Origin of the sequence: Sanguibacter antarcticus (genome assembly GCF_002564005.1) — a bacterium.
GTDB classification, from domain to species: Bacteria; Actinomycetota; Actinomycetes; order Actinomycetales; family Cellulomonadaceae; genus Sanguibacter; species Sanguibacter antarcticus.
On sequence record NZ_PDJG01000001.1, the window covers coordinates 3,176,276 to 3,189,484 of the forward strand.

The 13,209-nt window shown below is 70.1% G+C and carries 13 protein-coding genes and 1 riboswitch; of the genes, 8 read left to right on the forward strand and 5 right to left on the reverse strand.

Features of this window, described 5'->3' with window-relative positions; all coding sequences use genetic code 11:
- Window position 1: 1 nt before the first annotated feature.
- From ATL42_RS14515 to ATL42_RS14540, 6 genes are all read left to right on the forward strand, one after another.
- Window positions 2-472 carry a Na(+)/H(+) antiporter subunit C gene (locus ATL42_RS14515; protein ID WP_098456606.1) on the forward strand — a complete coding sequence of 157 codons (471 nt, stop codon included), beginning with the start codon at window positions 2-4 and terminating at the stop codon, window positions 470-472.
- On the forward strand, window positions 469-2,064 hold the full coding sequence (locus ATL42_RS14520) for a Na+/H+ antiporter subunit D (protein ID WP_098455964.1): 1,596 nt from the start codon (window positions 469-471) through the stop codon (window positions 2,062-2,064). The genes ATL42_RS14515 and ATL42_RS14520 overlap by 4 nt, the downstream gene beginning before the upstream one ends.
- Window positions 2,061-2,696: a Na+/H+ antiporter subunit E gene (locus ATL42_RS14525; protein ID WP_098455965.1), complete on the forward strand. Its 636-nt coding sequence runs from the start codon at window positions 2,061-2,063 to the stop codon at window positions 2,694-2,696. Before ATL42_RS14520 ends, ATL42_RS14525 begins: the two co-directional genes overlap by 4 nt.
- Complete coding sequence (locus tag ATL42_RS14530) at window positions 2,693-3,031, forward strand: MrpF/PhaF family protein (protein WP_098455966.1); 339 nt, start codon at window positions 2,693-2,695, stop codon at window positions 3,029-3,031. The genes ATL42_RS14525 and ATL42_RS14530 overlap by 4 nt, the downstream gene beginning before the upstream one ends.
- A complete protein-coding gene (gene mnhG / locus ATL42_RS14535; RefSeq protein WP_098455967.1) occupies window positions 3,028-3,474 on the forward strand; it encodes a monovalent cation/H(+) antiporter subunit G in 447 nt (148 codons plus the stop codon). The genes ATL42_RS14530 and mnhG overlap by 4 nt, the downstream gene beginning before the upstream one ends.
- Window positions 3,475-3,552: 78 nt before the next feature.
- Window positions 3,553-4,512, forward strand: coding sequence for a CAP domain-containing protein (locus ATL42_RS14540; RefSeq protein ID WP_098455968.1), 960 nt, complete (start codon window positions 3,553-3,555; stop codon window positions 4,510-4,512).
- Here ATL42_RS14540 and ATL42_RS14545 read toward each other — a convergent pair.
- Entirely contained in the window at window positions 4,503-5,510 is a 1,008-nt protein-coding gene (locus ATL42_RS14545; protein WP_098455969.1) for an alpha/beta hydrolase, read from the reverse strand. The two genes, ATL42_RS14540 and ATL42_RS14545, sit on opposite strands and share 10 nt — an antisense overlap.
- 44 nt (window positions 5,511-5,554) lie before the next feature.
- Complete coding sequence (locus tag ATL42_RS14550) at window positions 5,555-6,406, reverse strand: LppM family (lipo)protein (protein WP_098455970.1); 852 nt, start codon at window positions 6,404-6,406, stop codon at window positions 5,555-5,557.
- A gap of 235 nt (window positions 6,407-6,641) precedes the next feature.
- Here ATL42_RS14550 and clpB point away from each other — a divergent pair, with 235 nt between their 5' ends.
- Window positions 6,642-9,272, forward strand: coding sequence for an ATP-dependent chaperone ClpB (gene clpB / locus ATL42_RS14555; RefSeq protein WP_098455971.1), 2,631 nt, complete (start codon window positions 6,642-6,644; stop codon window positions 9,270-9,272).
- Window positions 9,273-9,332: 60 nt separating this feature from the next.
- On the opposite strand, the gene ATL42_RS14560 is transcribed toward clpB, so the two are convergent.
- Window positions 9,333-9,653, reverse strand: a complete 321-nt coding sequence (locus ATL42_RS14560) for a hypothetical protein (RefSeq protein WP_098455972.1) — start codon at window positions 9,651-9,653, stop codon at window positions 9,333-9,335.
- Between the two features lie 152 nt (window positions 9,654-9,805).
- Window positions 9,806-9,916, forward strand: a riboswitch (TPP riboswitch).
- Between ATL42_RS14560 and thiC the strand changes: the two genes are divergently transcribed.
- Entirely contained in the window at window positions 9,909-11,594 is a 1,686-nt protein-coding gene (gene thiC, locus ATL42_RS14565; RefSeq protein WP_098455973.1) for a phosphomethylpyrimidine synthase ThiC, read from the forward strand. (Overlaps the previous riboswitch by 8 nt.)
- A 15-nt stretch (window positions 11,595-11,609) precedes the next feature.
- Here thiC and ATL42_RS14570 read toward each other — a convergent pair whose 3' ends face one another.
- Both ATL42_RS14570 and ATL42_RS14575 read right to left on the reverse strand, forming a co-directional pair.
- Window positions 11,610-12,233 carry a septum formation family protein gene (locus ATL42_RS14570; RefSeq protein WP_098455974.1) on the reverse strand — a complete coding sequence of 208 codons (624 nt, stop codon included), beginning with the start codon at window positions 12,231-12,233 and terminating at the stop codon, window positions 11,610-11,612.
- 182 nt (window positions 12,234-12,415) lie between these two features.
- The gene (locus ATL42_RS14575) at window positions 12,416-13,186 is read right to left on the reverse strand and encodes a DUF4190 domain-containing protein (RefSeq protein ID WP_143556781.1); all 771 of its coding nucleotides are present in this window, start codon (window positions 13,184-13,186) and stop codon (window positions 12,416-12,418) included.
- Window positions 13,187-13,209: the final 23 nt, after the last annotated feature.

A 13,209-nucleotide genomic window follows, 5' to 3' on the forward strand; every position in this document is an offset into this window, starting at 1 on the left:
CATGATCGACATGAGCCCCAGCCTCGTCCTCGTCGTCGCGATCGGTGCGCTGTTCATCTCGGGCGTGTACCTGCTGCTCGAGCGGAGCCTCACGCGAGTGCTCGTCGGCTTCATCCTCATCGGCAACGGCGTGAACCTCCTCTTCCTCGTCGCGGGCGGTGCCGCGGGCGGGCCACCGATCGTCGGGACGACCGCGAGCGAGGACATGAGCGACCCGTTGCCGCAGGCGATGGTCCTCACAGCGATCGTCATCACGCTCGCCCTCACTGCGTTCGTCCTCGCGATGGCCTACCGCTCGTGGCAGCTGCACGGGCACGACGAGGTCCAGGACGACCTCGAAGACCGCAGGATCGTGCGCCTCGCGGCAAAGAACGCTCCGTCCTTCAACGACCTCGACGCACAGGAAGACACTGAGAGCATCGACGAGCAAGCAGCAGAGGCCCGCGACGAGACCGGGCGGGACGACGCATGAGCGACTTCTTGTGGCTCGTTCCGCTCCCGGTGGTGATGCCGCTGTTCGCCGCGGGGCTGACGCTCGCGCTGTACCGGCACCCGGTGGCTCAGCGCATCATCAGCGTCGTCGCGCTCACCCTCATGGTCTGCGCAGGGACCGCCCTCCTCGTCCTGGCTGACAACGGCGCCGTCGTCGTGGACATCGGCGGCTGGGCCGCCCCGGTCGGCATCGATCTGGTGGCCGACAGGGTGTCTGCTCTCATGCTCACCGTCTCGAGCACCGTGATGCTCTGCGTCCTGCTGTACTCCCTCGGCCAGGGGATCACGGACGGCGACGAGGCCGCGCCCGTCTCGATCTACCACCCGACCTACCTCGTCCTGGCCGCGGGCGTCTCGAACGCCTTCCTCGCGGGCGACCTCTTCAACCTCTACGTCGGCTTCGAGATCCTCCTCGCCGCGAGCTACGTCCTGCTGACGCTCGGCGGGACCGGCGAACGGATCCGGGCAGGGTCCATCTACGTGGTCGTCGCCCTCTTGTCGTCGTTGATCTTCCTCGTGGCGATCGCGCTCGTCTACGCGGCGGCCGGCACGGTGAACCTCGCCCAGCTCGCCCTGCGGCTCCCCGAGCTCGACCCGGGCGTGCAGCTCGTCCTCCAGCTCCTGCTGCTCCTGGCCTTCGGGATCAAGGCGGCGATCTTCCCGCTCTCCGCCTGGCTCCCCGACTCCTACCCGACCGCCCCAGCACCGGTCACGGCCGTCTTCGCCGGCCTGCTCACCAAGGTGGGCGTCTACGCGATCATCCGGACGCAGACGCTGCTGTTCACCGACGGGCGGCTCGACACGCTCCTCATGTGGTTGGCGCTCGCGACGATGGTCATCGGGATCCTCGGCGCGGTCGCCCAGAACGACATCAAGCGTCTCCTGTCCTTCACGCTCGTGAGCCACATCGGCTACATGCTCTTCGGCATCGCGCTCGCGGACCGGGCCGGGCTCGGTGCGTCGATCTTCTACGTCACGCACCACATCACCGTCCAGACGACGCTGTTCCTCGTCGTCGGGCTCGTCGAGCGACGCGGTGGATCGACGTCCCTCGAGCGCCTCGGCGGGCTGGCCAAGATCGCGCCCGGGCTCGCGGTCCTCTTCTTCATCCCGGCGATGAGCCTCGCCGGGATCCCGCCGCTGTCCGGGTTCCTCGGCAAGATCGGGCTGCTCCAGGCGGGCGTCCAGGCCGGGACCCCGCTGGCCTACACGCTCGTGGTCGGCAGCGTCGTGACGTCTGTCCTCACGCTCTACGCGATCGTCAAGGCCTGGAACAAGGCGTTCTGGCAGACGCCGCCCGAGCCCATCCCTGAGACGAGGCTCCCGTTCAGCCTCGTCGGACCGACCACGGCGCTCGTCGGGCTGGGGCTCCTCATCACCGTCGTCGCAGGCCCGCTGTACTCGTACACGGACCGCGCCGCCCGGACGCTGCTCGACACCGACGCGTACGTCGACGCGGTCCTGCGACCCGACGGTCGTGGGTCGGGCGAGTCCGCCGACGAGCCGTCCGAGACGGACGGGGTGACCGAGAGCGCACCCGGTGCCGGCGAGACCTCGGGAGGGGGATCATGACCATCCACCGCCGCCGACGGAGCCTCCGTGCGCACTGGCCCTCCATCGTCTGGCTCACGGCCGTGTGGATGATGCTCTGGGGCGAGATCGCCTGGGGAAACCTCGTGAGCGGTCTCCTCGTCGCGAGCGTCGTGACCGTCGCCATGCCGCTGCCGGCGATCGACTTCCACGGACGGCTGCGCCCGCTCGCTCTCGCGCACCTCGTCGTGCGCTTCGCGATCGACCTCGTGAACGCCTCGGTCCAGGTGACCATGGAAGCCTTCCGGTTCGGCCGCACGCCGCGCGGAGCGGTCGTCGGTGTGCGCCTGCGCAGCTCGTCTGATCTCTACCTCACCCTCGTCGCCGAGCTCAGCTCGCTCGTGCCCGGGTCGGTCGTCATCGAGGCCAACCGGCTCACCGGGATGCTCTACCTGCACATCCTCAACCTCGAGGCGTACGGGGGCGTCGAGAAGGTGCGGGACGACGTCCACGCGCTCGAGGACCGGGTGATGCGCGCCATCGCGTCGGACGACGAGCTCTCCCGGGCCGGGATCGCCCGCTCCGCACGTGCACGACCGTCGTCGAGCACGCTCCCGCCGACGCTCCCGCCCGGCCCGCAGACACCTGTCCCACCGACCGGGAGAACCTCATGACCGTCGTCGCCATCGTGTGCGGCGCACTCCTCGCGGGTGCAGCGATCCTTGCCCTGGTCCGCGCAGAGCGTGGACCGTCGATGCTCGACCGGACGATCGCCCTCGACGTGTTCGTCACGGCGATCGTCGGGGCGATCGTGCTCGAGTCGGCCCTTTCCGGACGGACGGACACGCTCCCGATCCTCGTGGTCCTGTCCCTCGTGGCCTTCGTCGGATCCGTGACCGTCGCGCGCTTCGCCGCTGTCGAGCCTGAGGGCGAAGGGCGCGTCCGGAGCGTCGAGGAGGTCGCGGCGGAAGAAGCGGCCCTCCAGCGCGAGACAGGGGACGAGTCATGACGTGGACGACGATCGCGGACGTCGCTGCAGCGGCCTGTCTCCTTGCCGGAGCCTTCCTCGCGTTCGCGGCGGGCGTCGGGGTGGTCCGGTTCCCCGACCTGCTCTCCCGGATGCACGCGGGGACGAAGCCGCAGGTCTTGGGGCTCATCTTGCTCCTCACCGGCGAGGCGCTCCGGGTGCGCAACCTCCAGGTCCTCGGCATGCTCGTGCTCGTCGCCGTCTTCCAGCTCATGACGGCGCCGGTGGCGGCGCACATGGTGGGCCGTGCGGGCTACCGGACCGGCAAGGTCCGCTCAGACCTGCTCGTCGTCGACGAGCTCACCGACGACCAGGCCGCGAGCAGTCCTGCCGCGACCAGTCCCGCCTCGGGAGCCCCTGCCGCAGGAGCCTCTGTCGCGGGCGCTCCTGCGGGGACTTCTCCCACGGACGAGAGTCCCTCTTGAGGTGATAGTTCTGTTTGGTCGCGGTCGGCAGGTACTCTGGTGGCCAGCTCACCCGATCGTCGCGCGAAGGAGCCCGGAATGACGAAGCTGTTCGACGATGTCGGCCGTCGTCTCTGGCCGGCGTGGATGCTTCTCGTGCGCAGCGTCGCCGCCGGAGTGTTCGGCCTGGCGATCGCGTTGACGGTCGCCGTCCTCGTCGTCGGTCCTGAGACGAGGGACGAGTGGCGTGCGCTCCCGGCCCGTGTCGCGAGCGGTGAAGTTCGCATCCCCGTCGTCGGAGGTCTCCTGGGTGACGGCGGCGCGGTGACGGCTGAGGCCGCGTCCGACGACGACCTCGAGGCCCGCGCAGCAGCAGCAGCGTCCCGGAGCGGTGCCCTGCGCACGGACGGGCTCGCCCGGCGTCTCAACCCCTTCGCGGTCCGAGACTCCGGAGCCTTCGTGGCCGCGGGCGATGCGGCCGAGCCGACGGCCGTCCCCTCGGAGACCCCCGAGCCCGAGGCTGCCGCACCGACCGTGGAACCTGAGCCCGAGCCGGAGCCAGAACCTGAGGTGGAGACCGAGGCTGCCGCGCCCCCGAGCGCTGAGCCCGAACCTGAGGCGACCACGCCGTCCGTCGCGGCTCCCGCCGAGACGCCGACGACTGCTCCGAGCACGAGCACGAGCAACGGCCTGAGCACCGAAGGCGCCGAGGTCCTGCGGCTCGTGAACGTCCAGCGTGTCGAGAACGGGTGCTCCGAGCTCCGTCTGGACTCCCAGCTCACCTCTGGTGCGCAGCTGCACAGCGAGGACATGTACGCGAACGACTACATGTCTCACACGAGCCTGGACGGACGGACCCCGTCTGACCGAGCGGCCGCGACGGGGTACAGCTCGTACGGAGGCGAGAACGTCGCCAAGGGGTACCGCTCCGCTGCGGCCGTGATGGACGGGTGGATGAACAGCCCCGGGCACCGCGCCAACATCCTCAACTGCTCGTTCGTCGCGATCGGTGTCGGTGTCGAGGTCGACGCCTGGACGCAGGTGTTCGGCTACGCCTGACGGTTCGCCAGCCAGGCGAACATCTCCGCGAAGAAGGCCGACCGGGCAGGCTCCGGGGACAGCGTCAGGTCGTGGGCCCCGCCGTAGATCCGCACGACGGTGACATCGGTCCCCAAGCCCTGGGCGCGTGCCCTGGTCTGCTCGACGTCGAGCACGCTGTCCGTCGTGTCGAGAGCGTCGTGGAACGTCTTCGCGCTCCCGGACTCGGCTGATGTCAGGACGAGGACCGGGCAGGTGATCGCGAGCCCGCGGGCGACGCGGGCGTGTCCTCGACGGATCGCGCGGAGCCATCCGGCGCGCACAGGGAAGCCGTCGAGCGGCTTCCATGCGAGGTCGTAGTCCCACTCTCCTCCGGTGCCCGTGTGCAGGGCTCTCCCGTAGTGCGGCTGGAGGCGACCGACGACCGCCATCGGCGCCAGCGGTCCCAGGAGGTCGATGACCCGGGTCGCGACGACCCGGTGGAACCAGCTCTCGTTGAGGTCGAACCACGGGCTGTTGAGGACGAGCGCGTCGACGACGGGGTGCTCAGCGGTGCGGTTGCGCGCGTCCGCCCACAGGCTCGTGACGAGGCCTCCGGTCGAGTGCCCGAGCACCACGAGCTCGGTGTGGCCCTCGTCGGTGCGGATGATCTGGGCGGAGCGGTCGAGCTCCTCCGCGTAGTCGGCCAGCTCTGGCACGTAGTTGGGCGTCTGGTGGTCGCGGAGCGAGCGACCATACTTGCGGAGGTCGAGCGCGTAGAAGTCGTAGCCGTGAGCGGCGACCTGCTCCGCGAGGTGGGTCTGGAAGAAGTAGTCGACGAAACCGTGCACGTAGAGCACCGCCCGCCGTGCGCCGGGTGTGCCGGCCCGCCGGACCAGCGTCGCCACGACCTCGCCCTCGGCGTCCGGCTCGAGGTCGAGCGTCCGTGCGACCCAGCCGTCGCCGAGGACGTCGGGGTGCCACCCGTCGCTCTGCGGTCCGCCGCCGTGCGCCTCGTCGGGCTGCTGGTCATCGTTCACGGTGCGTCTCCTCGTCGTGCTGGGCGTGCTGGGCCGGCGGGCTCTCAGGCAGGGGGTTGGTACGGTCCCCACGGCTGCTGTGCTCCGGGGTGTCCAGGCGCACCCGGTCCGCTGGGGTCTCGTGGCCCGCGGCCGCGCACGACGAACCACGCCACGAGGGCACCGATGGCGAGGACGGCCACCGTGGCGGAGATCCACAGGAGCCAGTTGACGCCGTCCTCGTCCGCGTCGCTGTCAGAAGAGTCCTCGTCTGCTGCGGCGACCTCGTCGCTCGCGTCGTCGGCGGGCTCGGTGATCTCTTCCTCAGCGGGCTCGGTCGTCGTGCTGGGGTCGGCGGTCGACGTCGCGGAGGTCGCGGTGAAGTCGAGGTCGTCATCACCCGTGGCGGTCCACTCGATGGTGTGGTCGTCGATGAGCGCACCGTTGTGCTCGAGGACCGTGCCGGGGAAGTCGACGACCATGTTGATGGTGACGGCAGCGCCCTGCTCTTCGGTGAGGCCGGAGCCCTCCACGACGAGGGTCATCGGGTACTGGAAGTCGAAGGTGACCGTCTCGTCGTCCGACTCGAAGAGCCCGGTGCCGAACATCGTCGCCTCGTCGCCGGCGATGCCTGTGCCGACCGCCTCGACGCCGGAGAAGCCGTCGGCGGAGTAGGTGGTGAACGTCCAGTCGTCCGTGCCGGGAGTGCTCTCGAGGGTCGAGACGAGCGTCTCGGCCATCTGGTCCGGGGTGGCGCCGGTCGTCGCGATCTCCGCGTCGTCGCCGAGCATGTAGAAGGTGATGTCGTAGGAGGCGTCGTCCTGCACGACGACCTCGGCGGTGACCTTCCCGCATCCGGTGATCGCAGCGACGACGAGCGCGGCTCCTGCGGCTAGTGCAAGTCGTCTTCTGCTCATGCGGGCGGTTCTCCCTCGGCGCGGTCAGGAGGCGTGCCCTCGTGGGCCTCGCTCTTCCTCGACGAACTGTGCCACGGCCGCGCGGCGACTGTCAGCAGATCGCAGGTGACGGGGGAGTTCTCCCCAGGGCGAACCTGGAGAAAGGCGACACCTTCGCGGTGGAGAACTCGGGTTGAGTGGACTACGCTCAACTTTAGAACCAGTCGCAGCTCACAGAAAGACACATGGAGATTCGATGGACGGAAATCTGACGACCCTCTCCCAGGCCGCCCTCGGCGATGCGATCCAGACGGCCACGGCCGCAGGCAACCCGCAGGTCGAACCACTCCACCTGCTCGCCGCCCTCGTGGCCCAGTCGGAAGGCACCACCCCGGGTCTGCTCGCCGAGATCGGGGCCGATGCCCAGGCGGTGGGGGCCGACGTCCGCCGCGCCCTCGTCGCGCTCCCCACCGTGAGCGGCACAGCGGTCACCAAGCCGACCGTCTCCGCCGCCCTGTCGTCGGTGCTCCAGCGCGCGCGCACCGAGGCTGCCACGCTCGACGACGAGTACCTCTCGACCGAGCACCTCCTCCTCGGCGTCGCCGCAGCCCCGTCGTCCGCTGCCGACATCCTGCGGCGCGCCGGAGTCACGCGCGACGCGCTCGCCACCGCGATCCCCGTCGTCCGCGGCGACAAGCGCGTCACCTCGCCGAACCCCGAGGGCACGTACAAGGCGCTCGCCCAGTACGGCGTCGACCTCACCGAGGCAGCGAGGGACGGCAAGCTCGACCCGGTCATCGGGCGTGACGCAGAGATCCGCAGGGTCGTGCAGGTCCTCTCCCGCCGGACCAAGAACAACCCCGTCCTCATCGGAGAGCCCGGCGTCGGCAAGACGGCCGTCGTCGAAGGGCTCGCCCAGCGGATCGTGGACGGCGACGTCCCCGACTCGCTCAAGGGCAAGCGGCTCATCTCCCTCGACCTCGCAGCGATGGTCGCGGGCGCGAAGTACCGCGGCGACTTCGAAGAGCGGCTCAAGGCCGTCCTCGAAGAGATCAAAGGATCCGACGGCGAGGTCGTCACCTTCATCGACGAGCTGCACACCGTCGTCGGCGCGGGCGGTAGCGGCGACGGATCGATGGATGCCGGGAACATGCTCAAGCCCATGCTCGCGCGCGGCGAGCTGCGGCTCGTCGGAGCGACCACGCTCGACGAGTACCGCGAGCGGATCGAGAAGGACCCCGCCCTCGAGCGTCGGTTCCAGCAGGTCTACGTCGGCGAACCGTCCGTCGAGGACACCATCGCCATCCTGCGCGGACTCACGTCCCGCTACGAGGCCCACCACCGCGTCACCATCTCGGACGCCGCGCTCGTCGCCGCCGCGACGCTCTCCGACCGCTACATCACCGGGCGCCAGCTCCCGGACAAGGCCATCGACCTCGTCGACGAGGCCGCGTCCCGCCTGCGCATGGAGATGGACTCCTCCCCGGTCGAGATCGACACGCTCCGCCGTGCAGTGACACGCCTCGAGATGGAAGAGCTCGCGCTCGACAAGTCCGACGACGACGGGTCGAAGCAGCGCCTCACCGAGCTGCAGGCCACCCTCGCCGACCGCCGCGAAGAGCTCGCCGCGCTCAACGCCCGGTGGGAGTCCGAGAAGGGCGGCTTCAACAGGGTCGGTGAGCTGCGCAAGAAGAAGGACGAGCTCCAGTCCCAGCAGGAGCGAGCCGAACGGGAAGGCGACCTCGAGACCGCCTCGCGCATCCGCTACGGAGACCTCCCCTCGCTCGAGCGCGAGCTCGCCGACGCGGAGCGCGCCGAGCGCGTCGAGGACGCCGAGTCCTCCGCCGAAGGGCGCCCGCCGCGGCTCGTCGGCGACCGGGTCGACGCGGACGAGATCGCCGAGGTCGTCGCCGCCTGGACCGGTATCCCGGCCGGACGGCTCCTGCAGGGCGAGAGCGAAAAGCTCCTCTCCATGGAAGACGCCATCGGGCAGCGGCTCATCGGTCAGAAGACCGCGGTCTCCGTCGTCTCGGACGCAGTCCGGCGCGCCCGAGCAGGAGTGTCCGACCCCGACCGCCCCACGGGCTCGTTCCTCTTTCTCGGCCCGACGGGCGTCGGTAAGACCGAGCTCGCGAAGGCGCTCGCAGACTTCCTCTTCGACGACGAGCACGCCATGGTGCGCATCGACATGTCGGAGTACTCCGAGAAGCACAGCGTCGCGCGGCTCGTCGGTGCCCCTCCCGGGTACGTCGGCTACGAGGAGGGCGGCCAGCTGACGGAGGCCGTCCGCCGTCGGCCGTACTCGGTCCTGCTCCTCGACGAGGTGGAGAAGGCGCACCCGGAGGTCTTCGACATCCTCCTCCAGGTGCTCGACGACGGACGTCTCACGGACGGCCAGGGCCGCACGGTCGACTTCCGCAACGTCATCCTCGTCCTCACGTCGAACCTCGGGGCGCAGTTTCTCGTCGACCCGTTGCTCGACGAGGCGGCGAGGCGGGCCGCCGTCATGTCGACGGTCCGCGAAGCCTTCAAGCCGGAGTTCCTCAACCGGCTCGACGAGGTCGTGCTCTTCGACGCGCTGGGCCTCGACGAGCTGGGTCGGATCGTCGACATCCAGGTCCGGGAGCTGGCAGGCCGGCTGACCGGTCGTCGGATCTCGCTCGAGGTGACGCCGTCGGCGCGCGAGTGGCTCGCGATCGAAGGGTTCGACCCGGCGTACGGTGCCCGCCCGCTGCGTCGCCTCGTCCAGCGCGAGATCGGGGACAAGCTGGCTCGGTCGATCCTCTCGGGCGACGTGATCGACGGCTCCACCGTGGTGGTGGACCGCCCCGCACCTGGGCCCGAGCCCACGGGCGAGGCCGCCCACCTCACGCTCACGGTCGACTGAGCCGACGACCGACGATCGACGACGGGGGCCGCAGGCATCGAGCGCCCAGCGCCCCCGCCGTCAGAACGAGATCCAGCCCGTCCACGTGCCGGCCGTGCTGCGGGTGCGGTAGTAGGCGCCCGACCAGACGCCGGAGTAGTCGACCGCGACCGAGAGCGTGGGGCCCTGGTAGCCGAGGGTGGTGCGGATCCCCGACCCGGAGACGTACTTGTCGATGCGTGCCTGCACGTTGAGGCATCCGGAGCGCGCCTCCACCTTGGTCCACGTCGACGACCTCGATGTCGTGACCGTGCACCCGGCAGCGGCGGCGCTCGATGCTGTCGCGACCGAGGACGCTACGAGGACGACCGTCAGTGCTGCGACCAAGCGTCTGTGCTTCATCTCTTCTCCCCTGCGAGCCGTGTCGAGACACGTCGTCGTGCCTCGAGACGACCGTAGGACCCGGCGCTGGCAGCGATCCTGCGGACACGCCGCACATCGAGAGGTTTGTCACGGTTTGCCGACGGGGATCGTGAGGTAGCCTGGCTGCACAACCACATACCCACGGGAGCTCGTAGCAACGAGCTGAGAGGGTGGCTCACGCGCCACCGACCGTTCGAACCTGTTCGGGTCATGCCGACGTAGGGAGAATGATCGATGAACATCGTCGACGACGCACGCGCGTCCTCAGCACCATCTGCAGAACACCGCACGGTGACCACCGGGCCCATCGCCGGCTCCTCCAAGCACTACGCGGAGGTCCCCGGCGCTCCTGGTCTGACCGTCCCGCTCCGCCGCGTGAACCTCAGCAACGGCGAGCACCTCGACCTCTACGACACGTCGGGCCCGTACACAGACGACTCTCCCGACGCGCCGCCGATCGATCTCCTCGCGGGCCTGCCCCAGCCGCGGCACGCATGGACCCGGCCGGCTCCCGCGGAGGGCGTGAGCACCCAGCTCGCGTGGGCGAAGGCAGGCATCGTCACCGACGAGATGCGGTTCGTCGCCGCCCGCGAGGGCGTGGATGTCGAGCTCGTCCGCTCGGAGGTCGCCCGCGGTCGGGCCGTCATCCCCGCGAACCGGAACCACCCCGAGGTCGAGCCGATGATCATCGGCAAGGCGTTCGCCGTGAAGATCAACGCGAACATCGGCAACTCCGCGGTGACGTCGAGCATCGAGGAAGAGGTCGAGAAGATGGTGTGGGCCGCCCGCTGGGGCGCCGACACCCTCATGGACCTCTCGACCGGCAAGGACATCCACGAGACGCGCGAGTGGATCCTGCGGAACTCGCCCATCCCCGTGGGGACGGTGCCGATCTACCAGGCCCTCGAGAAGGTCAAGGGCGACCCCGCGGCGCTCACCTGGGAGGTCTACCGCGACACCGTCATCGAGCAGTGCGAGCAGGGCGTCGACTATGTGACCGTGCACGCGGGCGTCCTCCTGCGGTACATCCCGCTCACGGCGCAGCGCGTCACCGGGATCGTCTCGCGCGGCGGCGCGATCATGGCGGCGTGGTGCCTCGCGCACCACCGGGAGTCGTTCCTCTACACGCACTTCAGCGAGCTCTGCGACATCCTGCGCAGCTACGACGTGACGTTCTCGCTCGGTGACGGTCTGCGCCCCGGCTCCATCGCGGACGCCAACGACGCGGCCCAGTTCGCGGAGCTCCGGACCCTCGGCGAGCTGACGACGATCGCCAAGTCCCACGGCGTCCAGGTGATGATCGAAGGACCGGGCCACGTGCCCATGCACAAGATCGTCGAGAACGTCCGGCTCGAGGAGGAGCTCTGCGAGGAGGCGCCCTTCTACACGCTCGGCCCGCTCGCCACCGACATCGCACCGGCGTACGACCACATCACGTCGGCCATCGGCGCAGCGATGATCGCGCAGGCCGGCACCGCGATGCTCTGCTACGTCACGCCCAAGGAGCACCTGGGCCTCCCCGACCGGGACGACGTCAAGACGGGCGTCATCACGTACAAGATCGCGGCGCACGCCGCCGACCTCGCCAAGGAGCACCCGCGTGCGCAGGAACGCGACGACGCGCTGTCCCGGGCGCGGTTCGAGTTCCGCTGGCACGACCAGTTCGCGCTGTCCCTCGACCCGGACACCGCGCGGGCCTTCCACGACGAGACGCTCCCGGCGGAACCAGCCAAGACGGCGCACTTCTGCTCGATGTGCGGCCCGAAATTCTGCTCGATGCGGATCTCCGCGGACGTCCGCGCCTATGCGGAGGCGAACGGCCTGACGACGGTCGACGCCATCGAGGCCGGCATGGCCGAGAAGTCGAAGCAGTTCGAGGAGAACGGCTCCCGCGTCTACCTGCCGGTCTCGCCGGCCTGAGCGAGGGCGCGCCCGTCAGTCGAGAAGGCTCGTGTCCAGGGTGTCCGGGACGCTCGCGATGCACAGGCCCTGGCGGTCGCCCTCGCTCCACGAGTCCTCGGTCGGTGCCCACACGCTGAGCGTGATGGCCGAGAGGTCGACGTCGGGCGCGTCGATCGCCCCTGTGGTGCACTTCTCGGCTGTCGCCGAGGTGACCTCGTCGGTGCCCGGGAAGTCGGTGCTGGTCGAGTACTTCCGTGCACCGATCACCTGTGACTGGTGGGCTTCGTCGCACGGCACGACCGTGACGGAGCCCACCGCACCGTCGCTCGGGAGCGACTCGATGCAGTTCCCCACGACAACCTGCTGGGCGTACGCCTCGACGCTCTCGCCGACCTCTGCGTCGAGCAGGTCCACGCTCCGGTCCGCGAAGAACGCCAGGTACGCACCGACCGCGACGACGGCGAGCACGACGACCCCGGAGAGACCGACGAGGAGCGCTCGCGAACGCCGCTCCGGCGCGGGCTGTGCGCCCCACGACGGTCCACCTGCCTGGCCGTCCCATGCGGGTGCGTGGAAGGTCGACGGGTCGTAACCGGGCTGCGACGGAGCACGCGGCACCGTGGCAGGAGGCGTGGGAGAGGGTGTGGGAGACGGCATGGGCGGAGGCGGAACTGGCGGCAGCGCGGCCGCCGGGGCGGGGTGCTCGTCAGACGGTCCGGGTGGGGGTGGGGGTACTGAGCTCACGGTCGCTGCCACCTTTGATCTGAGTCCGTCGTCGATCGGTGTCCGTCGGAGCACGGACCAGCCAGGATGCGTCCAAGACTAGTACCGGGGGCGGGTCACCTGGCGAGCGCGACGTCGTCGTCGGCGATCCGCCCGGTGACGGGTCCGTGCCGGGACGTCGCGAAGCACCAGACCTCGTGGTGGTCGTCGTTCCACACGTCTTCGGGCGGAGCGAGGGCGAACGGCTCGAAGAGGCTGGCGGACGTCGTCGGCAGGGCGGCGAGCGTCGCGACGCACAGGGCGCTGCCTTCGCGTCGCATCGAGCCGAGGCCGGGGTAGGTGCCGTCGGGGCCGAGCTGGACGGGGATCATCGCGACCAGCTCGGCGTCGTGCGGGAGGTCGCACGGCATGACCGTCACCCGAGCCGCACCGAAGGGCGGAAGGTCGAGGCAGTGCCCAGGGTTGACGTCGACGAAGAGGATCTCCACGGGCGCGGCGACGTCTGCGGGATCAGCGTTCGCCTCGCCGCGGTCGCTCAGCTGCACCGCCCACACGACGTACCAGGTCGCGGCGACCCAGGCGGCGGTGACGAGGGCGCCGAGGACGATCCCCGTGAGGGCGAGGGCTCTCCCGCGCTGCGGCACGCCGGCTCGTCGTGCACGGCGGAGCTGGTGGAGGGCGACGGCCCCCAGGACCATGCCGAGCATCCCGCCGACGACCGGCGACGCCACGGGCACGGCGGCGGCCGCGACGGCCAGCCCGTTGCGGGCTCCCGGGCCGGAGGCCGGAGGATGCGCGGGTGCGAAGGGCCCGCTCGGTGGGCTCCCGGGGGGCTGCGGGTATGGCGAGGCGCGGTACTGCGGCCCTGACGAACCCACAGTGGTCATGGGCACACCCTACCGAGGGCGCA